This is a genomic window from Pseudomonas sp. NCHU5216, from assembly GCF_052156495.1.
In the GTDB taxonomy this organism is placed as follows: domain Bacteria; phylum Pseudomonadota; class Gammaproteobacteria; order Pseudomonadales; family Pseudomonadaceae; genus Aquipseudomonas.
Map to the genome: position 1 here is coordinate 1 of NZ_JBQLIX010000006.1, position 13,979 is coordinate 13,979.

Genomic DNA, 13,979 nt, shown 5'->3' on the forward strand with positions numbered 1-13,979 from the left:
AGTGAGCGAACCCTGGCGCAGCCAGGGCCGGATGAAAGGGCGGAGGTTTTGGTTACTTTTGCCCCAAAAGTGACTCGTCCGGGAGGGCGAAACCAAAAAACATCAGCAAAAACGCGGCAATCCGGAACAAGCACTCACACAAACTTGCCAGTCCAGTGTCAAGACTTACTTACCCGAGATTCCGCGAAGAACCTTTTTTGTTGCGCTTGTGCCGCGTAACTCGGAGGTAATCCGGATTACGTCAATTCGGGTTGCCCAGCCGTTCGCTGAGGAAATCGAGAAAGCAGGTGATACGCGAAGCCAGCGCGGTGTTGCGGTAGTACACCGCATTGATCGGCTGCCCCACCTCGACACGCTGCTCGGCCAGCACCTCCACCAGCGCGCCGCTGGCGCGGGCGGCAGCGGTCATGAAGTCCGACAGGCACACCAGGCCCTCACCGGCCATGGCCAGTGCCAGCAGGGTGTCGCCGCTGGAGGCACACAGGCTTGGGGCGATGCGCCAGCGCTCGCCAAGGGCATGGCGCAATGGCCACTCGTTGAGGCTGTCGGGTTCGGTGAAACCGAGCAGGCTGTGCCCAGCCAGCGCCTCGGTGCGTGCCGGGGTGCCGTGCTGACGTAGATATCCAGGGCTGGCCAGCACCCGCCGGCGGCTGTGGCACAGCGGCCGGGCGTGCAGGCTGGAGTCCGGTAGGTGGCCGATGCGGATGGCCAGATCGGTGCGTCGCTCCAGCAGGTCGATGATGCGGTCGTCGCTGTTCAGCTCCAGTTCGATCTGCGGATAACGCGCGCGAAACTCGCCGATCAGCGGCACGATCACATGCAGCATGAAGGGCGAGGCGGTGTTGATGCGCAGCCGCCCGGCCGGAGCCTGACGGCGCAGGGCCATCTGCTCCTCGGCTTCCTCGACGCTGGCCAGGATGCGCCGCGCCTGAGCCAGGAACAGTTCGCCCTCCTCGGTCAGCTCCAGGCGCCGGGTGGTGCGGCGCAGCAGGGTGACGGCGAGTTTTTCCTCCAGGCGGCTCAGCGCCCGGCTGACGCCCGACGCGGTTTGCTCGAGCTGCTCGGCGGCGGCGCTGATCGAACCGCTGTCGACCACGCTGACGAAGGCGAGCATTTCTTCCAGGCTGGTCTTCATGGTTGCGCTTCAGTCATGGACGCCTGCGGATTGGCCGGCGTTTCGAGCAAGAGTCTGCCGATCCGCCCGGCTGACGGCAACGCGCTCAACGCCCGCCGGCGATATCGATCAGTGCCCCGGTGGTGTAGCTGGCCTTGTCATCGAGCAGCCAGACGATCGCCTCGGCGACCTCTTCGGCACGCCCGGCACGGCCCAGCGGCGTGGTCTTGCCCAGGCGCTCGGCGCGATCCGGCTGGCCGCCGCTGGCGTGGATCTCGGTGTCGATCAGCCCCGGGCGCACCGCATTGACCCGCACGCCCTCGCCGCCCAGCTCCTTGGCCAGGCCACGGGTCAGCACATCCATGGCACCCTTGGCCCCGGCGTAGTCGACATACTCGAAGGGCGAACCGAGGCTGGCAGCCACCGACGACACCAGCACCATCGCGCCGCCCTCGCCGCCGCGACTACGGGCCATGCGCCGGGCGCCTTCGCGTGCGGTGAGGTAGCTGCCCAGCACGTTGACCTCGAACATACGCCGCAAGCGCTCGCCGCTCATGTCCAGCAACGGCATGGGTGGGGCGACGATACCGGCATTGATCACCAGGCCATGCAGCGGGCCGAGCGCGTCCATGGCCGCGAACAGGCGTTGAACCTCCTCTTCGACCGCCACATCGCCAGGTATGGCGACAGCCTTGCCGCCCAAGGCGGCTATCCGCGCCACCACCTCATCGGCAGCAGCACGGTCGCTGCGGTAGTTGATGCCGACCGTCCAGCCCTGCGCGGCGGCCAGCAGGGCGGTGGCACGGCCGATGCCACGGCTTGCGCCGGTAATCAGCAGATTCTTGCTCATCAGGCGTCTCCTGTTCGTTGTGGTCATCATGCGTAGGGTGGACGACGCTTCACCCGTCCACCACCTGGCGATCCCGCTGGTGAACAAAAGCGTTGTCCACCGAGAGGCGATTGTCGAGAGCCAGACACATGACGGGTGGCCGCCAGCGGACTCGGGGGTTACCATGCGCGCCCTTCTAGCGACCCGCACCTGCTCATGAAACCTGCAAGCTTGCGCGCCGACCTGCTGGCCGGCCTGACCTCCTCCTTCGCCCTGGTGCCCGAGTGCATCGCCTTCGCCCTGGTGGCCCAGGTCAACCCGCTGATGGGCCTGTATGGCGCCTTCATCATCTGCACCCTCACCGCCCTGTTCGGCGGCCGGCCGGGGATGATCTCCGGTGCCGCCGGTTCGATGGCCGTGGTGATCGTCGCCCTGGTGGTGCAGCACGGCGCGCAGTACCTGCTGGCCACGGTGCTGCTGGGTGGCCTGATCATGCTGGGGTTCGGTCTGTTGCGCCTGGGCAAGCTGATCCGCATGGTGCCGCACCCGGTGATGCTCGGCTTCGTCAACGGCCTGGCCATCATCATCGCCCTGGCCCAGCTCGAGCACTTCCAGCATGACGGCCACTGGCTGCAGGGCAAGGCGCTGTACCTGATGCTGGGCCTGGTGGCGCTGACCATGGTCGTCGTCTACCTGCTGCCGCGCCTGACCCGCGCGGTGCCGCCAGCGCTGGTGGCGATCCTCGGCATCGGTGCGCTGGTTTATGCGCTCGACCTGCCGACCCACACCCTCGGCGACATGGCGCATATCGCCGGTGGCCTGCCGAACCTGATGCTGCCGGACATTCCCTGGAACCTGGAAACCCTGGCCATCATCACCCCCTACGCCGTGCTGATGGCCCTGGTCGGCCTGCTGGAAACCCTGCTGACGCTGAACCTGACCGACGAGATCACCGCCACCCGCGGCCACCCGGATCGCGAATGCGTGGCCCTTGGCGTGGCCAACATGACCTCCGGCCTGTTCGGCGGCATGGGCGGCTGCGCGATGATCGGCCAGACCGTGATCAACCTCAGCTCGGGTGGGCGTGGGCGGCTCTCCGGTGTGGTCGCCGGGGTGATGATCCTGCTCTTCGTGCTGTTCCTCTCGCCGCTGATCGAGCGTATTCCGCTGGCCGCGCTGGTGGGGGTGATGTTCGTGGTGGCGCAGCAGACCTTCGCCTGGGGCTCGCTGCGGGTGGCCGGCAAGGTGCCGGCCAACGACGTGCTGGTGATCGTCGCGGTGACCGCCATCACCGTGGCCACCGACCTGGCTACGGCGGTGCTCTGTGGCATCGTCATCGCCGCGCTCAACTTCGCCTGGCAGCACGCCCGCGAGCTGTACGCCGACAGCGATATGCAGGCCGACGGCAGCAAGCTGTACCGCGCCCACGGCACCTTGTTCTTCGCCTCCTGCACCACCTTCCTGGCCCAGTTCGACCCGGCCGACGACCCGCAGCAGGTGACCCTGGACTGCCGCCACCTGAGCTTCGTCGACTACTCGGCCATCGCTGCGCTGAAGACCCTGCGTGAACGCTACGAACGCGCCGGCAAGCACCTGCGTGTGGTGCACCTGTCCGAGCGTTGCAAGCAGTTGCTCAAGCGGGCTGGCGCGGGTGAATAGGGCACGCCTGCGGCGTGATCATGGTGGTGCAGGCTGCATTCTCGATGAAAGAACATTGAAGAGTCCCAAATAAGGACTTATCGTTCCCTGATTGGGACTCAATGGATCTTCTATGCCAAAGCTTTCATTAAGCGAGGCGCTGTTCACCGGCACCCAGCGCAAGGTATTGGGCCTGCTTTATGGCAAGCCGGAGCAGAGCTTCTATACCAATGAAATCGCCCGCCACGCGCAAGTCGGCAAAGGCAGCCTGATGCGTGAGCTGGAGCGCCTGCAGCAGGCGGGCATCCTGACCATGAGCCACCAGGGCAACCAGACCCACTACCAGGCCAATCCGAACTGCCCGATCTATGCCGAGCTGCAAGGCATCGTGCGCAAGACCTTCGGTATCGGTGCGCCGCTGCGTGAGGCACTCGCGACGCTGGCCGGACAACTGACGTGGGCATTCGTCTATGGTTCGCTGGCCAAGGGCAGTGAACATGCCGATAGCGATATCGACCTGATGCTGATTGGCGATGGCCTCAGCTACGCCGGAGTGATGGAGCTCTTGCTGCCGGTCGAGGCGCAACTGGGACGCACCATCAACCCGACGCTATACACTCCGAGCGATTGGCTGGCGAGGAAAGCCGCTGGCAACAGCTTCGTATTGCGGGTGGCGCAGCAGGACAAGATCGAGCTGATCGGCCACGACCCGGAGGGAACCGAACATGGGCAGTAACGACAATCTGGACAATCTGGTGCGCACGGGCAACCTCAAGGCCGAAGCGCCAGACCGCAAGGAATGCGAAGGACTGCTGCGTTCGGCCATCGATCGCCTGCAGGACGCAAAGCATTCCGCGCTATCATTCGCCAGCCGCTTCGACCTCGCCTACAACGCCGCCCACGCACTGGCTCTGACTGCATTGCGCCTGCAGGGCTATCGCTCCGACCGCCGCTATCTGGTGTTCCAGTGCCTGACGCACACGCTTGCCGTCAGCAAGGCACAAGTGCGCCTGTTTGCGCTGTGCCATGACCGACGCAATTTGGCTGAATACGAAGGGTATATGGACGTGGATGAGCCGCTGCTGGCAGAGTTGGTTGCGGCTACCGACGCACTTCTGCCTGAAGTACAGAAGGCCATGGCGATGGTTTGGCCAGCATGAAGTCGTAGGATGGGTAGAGCTTCGCGAAACCCATCAAGCAATTCCTGGGTTTCGCTACGCTCGACCCAGGCTACAAAGCCATGAAAAAGCCGCTGACGGATCGCTCCGCCAGCGGCTTTTTCGTATGCCAGAGCGGGTATCAGCGACGCGCGCTGCGCACACCCTCGGCCAGTTCGCGGCACAGGCCGAGCACGCCGTCGATGGCCTGCTGCGGGCTCTTCGCTTCGGCGATCTTGTCGATCAGCGCCGAGCCGACCACCGCGCCCTCGGCGCGCTTGGCCACTTCGGCGGCGTGCTGCGGGGTGCGGATGCCGAAGCCGATGCACACGGGCAGGTCGGTATGGCGGCGCAGGCGAGTTACGGCTTCTTCGACATGATCCATGGTCGCCGCGCCAGCGCCGGTCACGCCCGCCACCGACACGTAGTAGACGAACCCGGAGCTGCCAGCCAGCACGGTGGGCAGGCGGTCGTCATCGGTGGTCGGCGTGGTCAGGCGGATGAAGTCCATGCCTGCGCTCTGCGCCGGTTCGCACAGCTCGTCGTTGTGCTCCGGCGGCAGGTCGACCACGATCAGGCCGTCGACGCCGGCCTCTTTGGCATCAGCGATGAAGCGCTCCACGCCGTAGACGAAGATGGGGTTGTAGTAGCCCATCAGCACCAGCGGTGTGCTCTGGTTGCCTGCGCGGAATTCGCGCACCATCTGCAGCGTCTGCTGCATGCCCTGCTTGCCAGCCAGCGCGCGGATGTTGGCGAGCTGGATGGCCGGGCCGTCGGCCATCGGGTCGGTAAAGGGCATGCCCAGCTCGATCACGTCAGCGCCAGCGTCCGGCAGGCCCTTGAGGATGCTCAGCGAGGTGGCGTAGTCGGGGTCACCGGCGGTGATGAAGGTCACCAGCGCGGCGCGGTTTTCCGCTTTCAGTTCGGCGAAACGGTTCTGCAGGCGGCTCATGCGTGCTTCTCCTGGTTATCCTGCATGTGGTGCATCACGGTCTGCATGTCCTTGTCGCCACGACCGGACAGGTTGATCACCATCAGGTGATCCTTGGGCAGCTTGGGTGCGCGTTTGAAGGCTTCGGCCAGCGCGTGGGCGCTTTCCAGGGCCGGGATGATGCCTTCCAGGCGGCAGCACTGGTGGAAAGCTTCGAGGGCTTCGTCATCGCTGATCGGCACGTACTCGACGCGCTTGATCTCGTGCAACCAGGCGTGCTCGGGGCCGACGCCGGGGTAGTCGAGGCCGGCGGAAATCGAGTGGGCATCGGTGATCTGGCCGTCCTCGTCCTGCAGCAGGAAGGTGCGGTTGCCGTGCAGCACGCCTGGCGCGCCACCGGCCATGCTCGCGGCATGCTTGCCGGTGTCGATGCCGTGACCGGCTGCCTCGACGCCGACGATCTGCACGCCCTGGTCATCGAGGAAGGGGTGGAACAGGCCGATGGCGTTGGAGCCACCGCCGATGCAGGCCACCAGCGAGTCGGGCAGGCGCCCTTCCTTGTCCAGGATCTGCTCACGCACTTCGTTGCCGATCACCGACTGGAAGTCGCGCACCATGGCCGGGTACGGGTGTGGGCCGGCAGCGGTGCCGATCAGGTAGAAGGTGTTGTGAACGTTGGTCACCCAGTCGCGCAGGGCCTCGTTCATGGCGTCCTTGAGGGTGCCGGTGCCGGCGGTGACCGGGATCACCTCGGCGCCGAGCAGCTTCATGCGGAAGACGTTGGCCTGCTGGCGATCGATGTCGGTGGTGCCCATGTACACCACGCACTGCATGCCGAAGCGCGCGGCCACGGTGGCGGTGGCCACGCCGTGCATGCCGGCGCCGGTCTCGGCGATGATGCGTTGCTTGCCCATGCGCTTGGCCAGGAGGATCTGGCCGATGCAGTTGTTGATCTTGTGCGCGCCGGTGTGGTTGAGGTCTTCGCGCTTGAGGTAGATCTTCGCCCCGCCGAAGTGCTCGGAGAGACGCTCGGCATGGTACAGCGGGCTGGCGCGGCCAATGTAGTCGCGCTGGAAGTAGGCCAGCTCTTCGAGGAAGGCCGGATCATTCTTGGCCTTCTCGTATTCGGCGGCCAACGAGTTGATCAGCGGCATCAGGGTTTCGGCGACGAACTGGCCACCGAAGCGGCCGAACAGGCCGCGGGCGTCGGGGCCGGTGCGGAAGGAATTCTGTGAACCAGACATGGCAGTCATCCATTGGTTAGTCAGACAATGGCGCCAGTGTAAGGCTCGAAAGCACGCCTAAAAACCGATTTATTTGCCTTGAAACGTGATATTTTCTCACATATCAATCATGGAAGAATTGTATGAATGACCGCTGGTTATGGACTTTCCCTGTGCTGGGTGGAATTTTCATTCTGTTTGCTCTGCTGCTCCAGATTCACAGATGGAATGCAGAGGAGCAGATGCTACGAACGACCGGAGAGGTGGTTGCAGTGATGGGAAGAGGCTGCCCAGTGGTCGAATTTTCCCCACGCCAAGGTGAGCTCACCCGCTTCACCGGCGAGGTGTGCAGCCGCCCCGGTTATGCCATGGGTGAAGTGGTGGACTTGTTCTATGACCCGCTGCAGCCGGAGAACGCTCATATCGATAGCTTCACGCAGAACTGGTTCATCAGCCTGATACTGGGCGCAGTCGGCCTCTTCTTCTGCCTGGTCGGATCCTTCCTGCTGATGCCTGACTCCTTTTCCAACAGGCGAGTCAAGCGCCTTGAAAGCAGAGCCCAGGCTGTTCAGGCGAAATTCGTCGACGTCCGGCGCAATCCTTTTTCCACACTCAACGATGTACCGGCCTGGCAGTTGGTCTGTCAGTGGCACAACCCGGAGAGCGGAGCCATGCACGTTTTCTATAGCGAAGATCTCTGGTTCGACCCCCGACCGTTCATCCAGGAAGAGTGCCTGCGGGTCATGGTCGATCCGGAAGATCCTCGACATTACAGCGTGGACACCAGCTTTCTGCCACGCCTGGCGGTATGAGCCATGAGCCGAGAACTACCGCCGCTCAACGCCCTGCGCGCCTTCGAGGCCGCCGCCCGCCTGCAAAGCATCAGCAAGGCTGGTGAAGAGCTGCACGTCACCCATGGCGCCATCAGCCGGCAGATTCGTGCATTGGAAGAACAGCTTGGCCTGAACCTGTTCGACAAGGACGGGCGCGGCGTGAAACTCACCGATGCCGGGCTGCGCCTGCGTGATGTCAGCAGCGAGTGCTTCGAGCGCCTGAGTAGCGTCTGCGCCGAGCTGCGCCGCGAAACCGAGCAACGCCCCTTCGTCCTCGGTTGCTCGGGCAGCCTGCTGGCGCGCTGGTTCATTCCACGTCTGGATCGCCTGCAGCGTGAGCTGCCGGATTTGCGCCTGCAGCTATCGGCCAGCCAGGGCGAGCTGGATCCGCGCAGCGCTGAAGTGGACGCCACCCTGCTGTTTGCCGACCCGCCCTGGCCCAGCGACATGCAGGTGTTCGAGCTGGCGCCTGAGCGCATCGGCCCGGTGCTCAGCCCGCGCTATGCCAATCATGCGCAACTGAGCGCCGCCAGTGCCGATACGCTGTATGCCGAGCCACTGCTGCACACCACCTCGCGCCCGCAGGCCTGGCCGCAGTGGGCGCACGCCCGGGGGCTGGCGCCCGAGCGGCTGCAAATGGGCCAGGGATTCGAGCATCTTTACTATCTGCTGGAGGCCGCCGCTGCCGGGCTGGGTGTGGCCATCGCGCCGCAGACCCTGGTGGCCGACGACCTGCACGCCGGGCGCCTGGTCGCGCCCTGGGGCTTCGTCGAAACCAGCGGCTGCCTGGCGCTATGGACGCGCCGCGCCGATCCGCGCAGCGAGCGGCTGGCGCGCTGGCTGACGAAAGAGTTGGCAGCAGCTCCGGATTGACCACCTGGTCGCCTCTGCGGCACGGCGTGACGTAACCAGCGACGCGGCGGACGAGGTCGGTTGCTAGCATCGTCGGACTTTCCTTTCGCTCAGCGGCCTGGCCGGTTCAGACGAGGCATCGATGTCCAACCCGTGCAGCAATTTCACCCCCTATACGCTGGAAGTGACCGGCAAGGGCATCCATGAAGTCGAGCAGGCGAAGGCGGCGATACCGGCTGGCACGCCGATCAACATTGCCTTTCTCGGCAACGAAGACCATGCCCAGCGCATCCATGCGGCGAAGGTCATCCGTGCCTGCGGCGCCGAGCCGGTACCGATCATTTCCTCACGCCGGTTACGCTCCGAGGCGGATCGCGACGAACTGATCGGCGCGCTGATCGCCCAGGCAGCGCCCAAGCGCTTCATGTTCGTCGGCGGTGACCCGAACACGCCAGCCGGGCCCTATCAGGACTCCCTGGCGCTGCTGGTCAGCGGCGTGCTGGAGCGCCACGGCATCGAGCAGGTGGTGATCACCGGTTACCCGGAAGGGCACCCGAAGATCGCCAGGGACGAACTCATGCGCGCGCTGAAATGGAAGCTGGATTTTCTCCGTGAAGCCGGTTGCGCCGTGGAGATCACCACGCAGTTCGGCTTCGACGCCGAGGCAGTGGTGCGCTGGATCGAGCAATTGCGCCAGCAGGGCATCGACACCCCGGTGCGCATCGGCGTGCCCGGCCCGGCCGATGTCGGCAAGCTGCTGCGCTTCGCCCGCCAGTTCGGCGTGGCAACCTCTGCCTCCATCCTGCGTCGCTATGGCTTGTCGATCACCAACCTGATGCAGCGTGTGGGTGCCGAGCGCTACTGGGATCAGTTGCAGGCTGGGCTGGGCGGCAGGCAACTGGGCCGCATCGGCTGGCACCTCTACCCCTTTGGCGGGATCGAGGAAGGCGTCAACTGGATCAATGCCCGACTGGGTGACATGAGCGCCCCTTCACCCCAGCCTATAGAGTGCAGTTCTGAGGCCGAGGTAGCGGTCGATGACACTTATGCGTAGCGAGCTAGTCTGAAGAAGACACCCCAAGACGCAGGAGTCCATCCATGACCGACCACCACACCTACAAGATGATCGAACTCGTCGGTTCGTCCCGCAGCAGTATCGAAGACGCCATCGACAACGCGCTGGCCGAATGCGCCAAGAGCGTGCGCAACATGGACTGGTTCGAGGTGGTGAGCACCCGCGGCCATATCGAAGGCGGCAAGGTCGGTCACTATCAGGTCACCCTCAAGGTCGGCTTCCGCCTCGGCGATAGCTGACCTGCCTGGCCGGGCGGGCTCCGCTAGCCACCAGCCCGCCCGGCTTCCCCGCCGCGCCTGTAATCGCGCCGCGGCGAGCACGTCCCTCAGCCGAAGAACCAGTAGGTCACCGAGATCGCCGCAATCACCCCGGCCAGTTCGGCCAGCAGGGCGCAACCCACGGCGTGGCGAGCACGCTGGATGCCCACCGCACCGAAGTACACGGCCAGCACGTAGAAGGTGGTTTCCGTGCTGCCCTGGATGGTGGCGGCGGCCAGGGCGGCGAAGCTGTCGACGCCCTGCGCCTGCATGGTTTCGATCAGCATGGCGCGTGCCGCGCTGCCTGAGAACGGCTTGACCAGCGCGGTGGGCAGGGCATCGACGAAGCGCGTGTCCCAGCCCAGCAGATCCACCAGCCAGCGGATGCCGTCGAGGCCGAATTCCAGCGCGCCGGAGGCACGTAGCACGCCGATGGCGCAGAGCATGGCCACCAGATAGGGCAGCAGGCTCTTGGCGATGTCGAAGCCTTCGCGTGCGCCTTCGATGAACTGCTCGTAGACCGCGACACGGCGCAGCGCGCCGATAAGCACGAAGGCGAGGATCACGCAGAACAGCGTCAGGTTACCCAGCAGCGATGACAGTGCCGCCAGCGCCGTGGCACTGAGCCCGGCCAGCAACGTCATGAAGCCGCCGAGCAGCAAGGCACCCGGCACCAGGTAAGCCAGCACCACCGGATCCCACAGGCGCAGGCGCTGCATCAGCGCCACCGACAGCAGGCCGACCACGCTCGATGCACTGGTGGCGAGCAGGATCGGCAGGAACACCAGGGTCGGATCCTCGGCGCCCTGCTGCACCCGGTACATGAAGATCGACACCGGCAGCAGGGTCAACGACGAGGCATTGAGTACCAGAAAGAGAATCTGCGCGTTGCTCGCCACCAGCTTGTTGGGATTGAGCTCCTGCAGGCTGCGCATGGCCTTGAGGCCGATGGGCGTGGCGGCATTGTCCAGGCCCAGGCCATTGGCGGCGAAGTTCATGGTGATCAGCCCCAGCGCCGGATGGCCGCGTGGCACCTCCGGCATCAGGCGAGCGAACAGCGGGCCGAGCAGGCGCGCCAGCAAGTCGACCAGGCCGGCCTGCTCGGCGATGCGCAGCAGACCGAGCCATAGCGTCATGGTGCCGAACAGCAGCACCATGACCTCGACCGACAGCTTGGCCATGGCGAACAGCGCCTCGACCATGGCGGCGAACACGCTCGGATCGTCGCCGATCAGCCAGCGGGAAAATCCCGCCACCGCGGCTATCAGGAAAAAGCTCAGCCACAGGCCGTTGAGCATGCCTCACCCCCTCGTTGCACTGGCCGGGGATGATAGCGCGACAGCCGTGGCGATGGGGCGCAAGCAGCGCCACCGCCACGGCTCATTGGTCAATGAGTTCGCTGCTGCGGGTGATCAGACGGGCTCAGAACCAGTTGGGATCGCTGCTTAGCTGCTCCTGCAGCAGCTTGCGCACTTCCTCGTCCGGCTCACCCAGCCAACGCAGGCTGGCATGCTCGCTCGGCGCGCGATCCTCTGGCAGGCCATCAGGCACTTGCACGTAGAGCGCGTAGGCATCGTCCTTGTCCCAGTCGAAGGCCACGTAGACGCGCTGGTTGAAGCAGTTGTGCGCCTCGCAGACCTGGCCGACGAGGAAGCGTCCCTCTTCGCTGTCCACGGCCTGCATGGGCGTGGAAGTGCCACTGAGGTTCATCACCCACTCCGGCAGGCGTTTTTCATCTTCGACCATGTCCTGCCAGGCTTCGCGGTACTCGCTGTCGCTGCCGAGCAGCTCGCTGGGCTGGAACATGGCGTCACGGTCGGCGGCGTGAGCCGCCACGGCGCCGCCCAGAAGCAGGGCGGCGACCAAGGCGTGAAGTGTCTGCATCGCGTCCTCCTTACATGCGCGGGCGACGGCCTATGAAGAAGGAGATGACGAACAGTACCAGGAAGACCACGAACAGGATCTTGGCGATACCCGCAGCGGTGCCGGCGATACCCCCGAAGCCCAGTACGGCAGCGACGATGGCGATGATCAGAAAGGTCAGTGCCCAGCTCAGCATGGCAGTTCTCCTCAAGTATTGCGGTTCAAGGCGGCCCGCGAGGGCCATGAGTCTTGTGTTTGACGCTCTACGCCCCGGTTCTGGAGGCGTTTGACAGAAAGATTGCACTGCCCGTGCCAGACTTGGTTTTTACACAAAGCCTTTAAAATCAAATAGATAAAAAACAACGCCGAGCAAGCTTCAAGGCATCCTGCCCGATGGCCGCTTGCAGGGTCGTGCGTTTTACCCGAGCGCTGCGCTTCAGCCAAGCGCCTCTACGCCGCAATGGTCGCTCACCGCCCGCTCAGCCGTTATACTCGCCAAGCCTTCTACCGCCAGGGTTCGCGCCCAGACCAACAACCGCGCCGTGAGTCTCGAGCCATGAACGACTACGAACAGGAAGATCCGATCCCTCAGGGCGACCTGGCCCTGCAGATCACCGCGCTGCCGCGCGAGACCAATGGTTTCGGCGACATTTACGGCGGTTGGCTGGTGTCGCAGATGGATCTCGCCGGCACGGCCATGGCCAGCAAGGTCGCCGGTGGCCGCGTGGCCACGGTGGCCATCGACCGCATGGCCTTTCTGGTGCCGGTGGCGGTGGGCGCGCAGCTTTCGTTCTATACCCAGACGCTGGAAGTGGGGCGCAGCTCGATCCAGATGATGGTCGAGGTGTGGAGCGACGACCCGCTGTCCAACGAGTGGCGCAAGGTTACCGAGGCGGTGTTCGTCTTCGTCGCCATAGATGGCAGCGGCCGCACCCGCCCGGTGCCGCCACGCCGCGGCTGACAGCCGGCGCGCAACCCGGGAATGCTAACGAAAACGCCGGCTGAAGAGCCGGCATTTTGCTGTGCAACGAACGCTTAGCCGCGGATGTTGTAGATATCCTTGTCTGCTACTTCCGCATAGTCGTACAGACGTTGCAGGTAGGCCTTCTGCTGCGCCCAGACCTTGGCGGCGGCCGGATCGGCAGCGGCGCTGGTCTCGACCACTTCGGCCGCCACTTCCTTGAGGCGCGCCAGCACCTCGTCCGGCAGGCGACGGACTTCCACACCTTCGGCCTTGAGCTGCTCCATGGCCTCCATGTTCTTGGCGTTGTAGTCGTCGAGCATGTCGGCGTTGACGTCACGCGCGGCGGCGCGAACGATGGCCTTGAGGTCGGCCGGCAGGGTTTCCCAGGCCTTGAGGTTGACGTCCAGCTCGAACAGCACGCTCGGCTCCTGCCAACCCGGGGTGTAGTAGTACTTGGCCGCCTTGTGCAGGCCCAGGGCCAGGTCGTTGTACGGGCCGATCCACTCGGTGGCATCGATGGCGCCGGTCTGCATGGCGGTGAAGATCTCGCCGGCCGGCATGTTGACCACGGTGCCACCCATCTTGGTCAGCACTTCGCCGCCCAGGCCCGGGGTGCGCATCTTCAGGCCCTTGAAGTCGTCGACCGAGTTGATTTCCTTGTTGAACCAGCCGGCGGTCTGTACGCCGGTGTTGCCACAGGCCATCGGCAGCACGCCGAACGGCTTGTACACCTCTTCCCAGAGCTGCTGACCGCCGCCGTAATTCAGCCAGGCGTTCATTTCCTGGGCGTTGGGGCCGAACGGCAGGGCGCAGAAGAACTGCGCGGCCGGCACCTTGCCTTTCCAGTAATAGGGTGCGCCATGGCCCATTTCCGCGGTGCCGCGCGATACGGCGTCGAACACTTCCAGCGCCGGTACCAGTTCGCCAGCGGCATAGACCTTGACCTTCAGGCGGCCATTGCTCATTTCATCGACCAGCTTGGCGAAGCGCTCGGCCCCCACGCCGACGCCCGGGAAGTTCTTCGGCCAGGAGGTGACCATCTTCCAGGTGAAGGTCTGCGAGCTGGAACCCTCTTGGGGTGCGCCACTCTTCGCTTCTTCTTTGCAGCCCACCAGCGCGGTGGCCGCAAGGCCCACACCTGCTGCGGCGAGTATGTCGCGACGTTTCATGCAATGCTCCTTGTTGTTGTATTGGTCTGACCACGGGATCGCCGACGGCAGACCGGGCTTGATTAACATAGGGC

16 protein-coding genes are annotated in these 13,979 nt (G+C 64.7%); 8 read left to right on the forward strand and 8 right to left on the reverse strand.

The window, feature by feature from the left end; genetic code table 11:
* Positions 1–241 precede the first annotated feature (241 nt).
* Together ACSVIK_RS06570 and ACSVIK_RS06575 are read right to left on the reverse strand one after the other, a co-directional pair.
* The gene (locus tag ACSVIK_RS06570) at positions 242–1,135 is read right to left on the reverse strand and encodes a LysR substrate-binding domain-containing protein (protein WP_442443556.1); all 894 of its coding nucleotides are present in this window, start codon (positions 1,133–1,135) and stop codon (positions 242–244) included.
* An 85-nt stretch (positions 1,136–1,220) separates the two neighbouring features.
* On the reverse strand, positions 1,221–1,964 hold the full coding sequence (locus ACSVIK_RS06575) for an SDR family oxidoreductase (RefSeq protein WP_442443557.1): 744 nt from the start codon (positions 1,962–1,964) through the stop codon (positions 1,221–1,223).
* 195 nt (positions 1,965–2,159) lie between these two features.
* Between ACSVIK_RS06575 and ACSVIK_RS06580 the strand changes: the two genes are divergently transcribed.
* The 3 genes from ACSVIK_RS06580 to ACSVIK_RS06590 all read left to right on the forward strand — a co-directional run bounded on the left by ACSVIK_RS06580 (position 2,160) and on the right by ACSVIK_RS06590 (position 4,741).
* Entirely contained in the window at positions 2,160–3,602 is a 1,443-nt protein-coding gene (locus ACSVIK_RS06580) for a SulP family inorganic anion transporter (RefSeq protein WP_442443558.1), read from the forward strand.
* Between the two features lie 112 nt (positions 3,603–3,714).
* Complete coding sequence (locus ACSVIK_RS06585) at positions 3,715–4,317, forward strand: nucleotidyltransferase domain-containing protein (protein ID WP_442443559.1); 603 nt, start codon at positions 3,715–3,717, stop codon at positions 4,315–4,317.
* Positions 4,307–4,741, forward strand: a complete 435-nt coding sequence (locus tag ACSVIK_RS06590; RefSeq protein ID WP_442443560.1) for a hypothetical protein — start codon at positions 4,307–4,309, stop codon at positions 4,739–4,741. Before ACSVIK_RS06585 ends, ACSVIK_RS06590 begins: the two co-directional genes overlap by 11 nt.
* A 139-nt stretch (positions 4,742–4,880) precedes the next feature.
* Here the strand turns inward: ACSVIK_RS06590 and trpA are convergent, their stop codons facing one another.
* Both trpA and trpB read right to left on the reverse strand, forming a co-directional pair.
* On the reverse strand, positions 4,881–5,690 hold the full coding sequence (trpA, locus tag ACSVIK_RS06595) for a tryptophan synthase subunit alpha (protein ID WP_442443561.1): 810 nt from the start codon (positions 5,688–5,690) through the stop codon (positions 4,881–4,883).
* Entirely contained in the window at positions 5,687–6,913 is a 1,227-nt protein-coding gene (gene trpB / locus ACSVIK_RS06600; RefSeq protein WP_442443562.1) for a tryptophan synthase subunit beta, read from the reverse strand. The genes trpA and trpB overlap by 4 nt, the downstream gene beginning before the upstream one ends.
* Positions 6,914–7,035: 122 nt before the next feature.
* On the opposite strand from trpB, the gene ACSVIK_RS06605 reads away from it, so the two are divergent.
* From ACSVIK_RS06605 to ACSVIK_RS06620, 4 genes are all read left to right on the forward strand, one after another.
* Positions 7,036–7,704, forward strand: coding sequence for a DUF3592 domain-containing protein (locus ACSVIK_RS06605; protein ID WP_442443563.1), 669 nt, complete (start codon positions 7,036–7,038; stop codon positions 7,702–7,704).
* Between the two features lie 3 nt (positions 7,705–7,707).
* Positions 7,708–8,598, forward strand: a complete 891-nt coding sequence (locus ACSVIK_RS06610) for a LysR family transcriptional regulator (RefSeq protein ID WP_442443564.1) — start codon at positions 7,708–7,710, stop codon at positions 8,596–8,598.
* A gap of 121 nt (positions 8,599–8,719) precedes the next feature.
* Complete coding sequence (locus ACSVIK_RS06615) at positions 8,720–9,631, forward strand: methylenetetrahydrofolate reductase (RefSeq protein WP_442443565.1); 912 nt, start codon at positions 8,720–8,722, stop codon at positions 9,629–9,631.
* 44 nt (positions 9,632–9,675) lie between these two features.
* On the forward strand, positions 9,676–9,891 hold the full coding sequence (locus ACSVIK_RS06620; RefSeq protein ID WP_268180335.1) for a dodecin: 216 nt from the start codon (positions 9,676–9,678) through the stop codon (positions 9,889–9,891).
* An 86-nt stretch (positions 9,892–9,977) separates the two neighbouring features.
* Here the strand turns inward: ACSVIK_RS06620 and ACSVIK_RS06625 are convergent, their stop codons facing one another.
* The 3 genes from ACSVIK_RS06625 to ACSVIK_RS06635 form a co-directional block, all read right to left on the reverse strand.
* Positions 9,978–11,207, reverse strand: a complete 1,230-nt coding sequence (locus ACSVIK_RS06625) for a nucleoside recognition domain-containing protein (RefSeq protein ID WP_442443566.1) — start codon at positions 11,205–11,207, stop codon at positions 9,978–9,980.
* Positions 11,208–11,331: 124 nt separating this feature from the next.
* Complete coding sequence (locus ACSVIK_RS06630) at positions 11,332–11,793, reverse strand: inhibitor of vertebrate lysozyme family protein (protein ID WP_442443567.1); 462 nt, start codon at positions 11,791–11,793, stop codon at positions 11,332–11,334.
* Positions 11,794–11,803: 10 nt separating this feature from the next.
* The gene (locus ACSVIK_RS06635; protein ID WP_268180329.1) at positions 11,804–11,968 is read right to left on the reverse strand and encodes a DUF1328 domain-containing protein; all 165 of its coding nucleotides are present in this window, start codon (positions 11,966–11,968) and stop codon (positions 11,804–11,806) included.
* Positions 11,969–12,328: 360 nt separating this feature from the next.
* Between ACSVIK_RS06635 and ACSVIK_RS06640 the strand changes: the two genes are divergently transcribed.
* Entirely contained in the window at positions 12,329–12,733 is a 405-nt protein-coding gene (locus ACSVIK_RS06640) for an acyl-CoA thioesterase (protein ID WP_268180327.1), read from the forward strand.
* A 74-nt stretch (positions 12,734–12,807) separates the two neighbouring features.
* Here the strand turns inward: ACSVIK_RS06640 and ACSVIK_RS06645 are convergent, their stop codons facing one another.
* Positions 12,808–13,905: a TRAP transporter substrate-binding protein gene (locus ACSVIK_RS06645; protein WP_442443568.1), complete on the reverse strand. Its 1,098-nt coding sequence runs from the start codon at positions 13,903–13,905 to the stop codon at positions 12,808–12,810.
* Positions 13,906–13,979 lie beyond the last annotated feature (74 nt).

Excerpts from the sequence above, each read along its gene's own strand:
- ACSVIK_RS06585 (WP_442443559.1), top strand. The coding sequence starts at position 3,715 with ATGCCAAAGCTTTCATTAAGCGAGGCGCTGTTCACCGGCACCCAGCGC.
- ACSVIK_RS06580 (WP_442443558.1), top strand. The coding sequence starts at position 2,160 with ATGAAACCTGCAAGCTTGCGCGCCGACCTGCTGGCCGGCCTGACCTCC.
- ACSVIK_RS06620 (WP_268180335.1), top strand. The coding sequence starts at position 9,676 with ATGACCGACCACCACACCTACAAGATGATCGAACTCGTCGGTTCGTCC.
- ACSVIK_RS06605 (WP_442443563.1), top strand. The coding sequence starts at position 7,036 with ATGAATGACCGCTGGTTATGGACTTTCCCTGTGCTGGGTGGAATTTTC.
- ACSVIK_RS06645 (WP_442443568.1), bottom strand. The coding sequence starts at position 13,905 with ATGAAACGTCGCGACATACTCGCCGCAGCAGGTGTGGGCCTTGCGGCC.
- ACSVIK_RS06635 (WP_268180329.1), bottom strand. The coding sequence starts at position 11,968 with ATGCTGAGCTGGGCACTGACCTTTCTGATCATCGCCATCGTCGCTGCC.
- ACSVIK_RS06630 (WP_442443567.1), bottom strand. The coding sequence starts at position 11,793 with ATGCAGACACTTCACGCCTTGGTCGCCGCCCTGCTTCTGGGCGGCGCC.
- ACSVIK_RS06625 (WP_442443566.1), bottom strand. The coding sequence starts at position 11,207 with ATGCTCAACGGCCTGTGGCTGAGCTTTTTCCTGATAGCCGCGGTGGCG.
- trpA (WP_442443561.1), bottom strand. The coding sequence starts at position 5,690 with ATGAGCCGCCTGCAGAACCGTTTCGCCGAACTGAAAGCGGAAAACCGC.
- ACSVIK_RS06570 (WP_442443556.1), bottom strand. The coding sequence starts at position 1,135 with ATGAAGACCAGCCTGGAAGAAATGCTCGCCTTCGTCAGCGTGGTCGAC.
- ACSVIK_RS06640 (WP_268180327.1), top strand. The coding sequence starts at position 12,329 with ATGAACGACTACGAACAGGAAGATCCGATCCCTCAGGGCGACCTGGCC.
- ACSVIK_RS06615 (WP_442443565.1), top strand. The coding sequence starts at position 8,720 with ATGTCCAACCCGTGCAGCAATTTCACCCCCTATACGCTGGAAGTGACC.
- ACSVIK_RS06575 (WP_442443557.1), bottom strand. The coding sequence starts at position 1,964 with ATGAGCAAGAATCTGCTGATTACCGGCGCAAGCCGTGGCATCGGCCGT.
- ACSVIK_RS06610 (WP_442443564.1), top strand. The coding sequence starts at position 7,708 with ATGAGCCGAGAACTACCGCCGCTCAACGCCCTGCGCGCCTTCGAGGCC.
- ACSVIK_RS06590 (WP_442443560.1), top strand. The coding sequence starts at position 4,307 with ATGGGCAGTAACGACAATCTGGACAATCTGGTGCGCACGGGCAACCTC.
- trpB (WP_442443562.1), bottom strand. The coding sequence starts at position 6,913 with ATGTCTGGTTCACAGAATTCCTTCCGCACCGGCCCCGACGCCCGCGGC.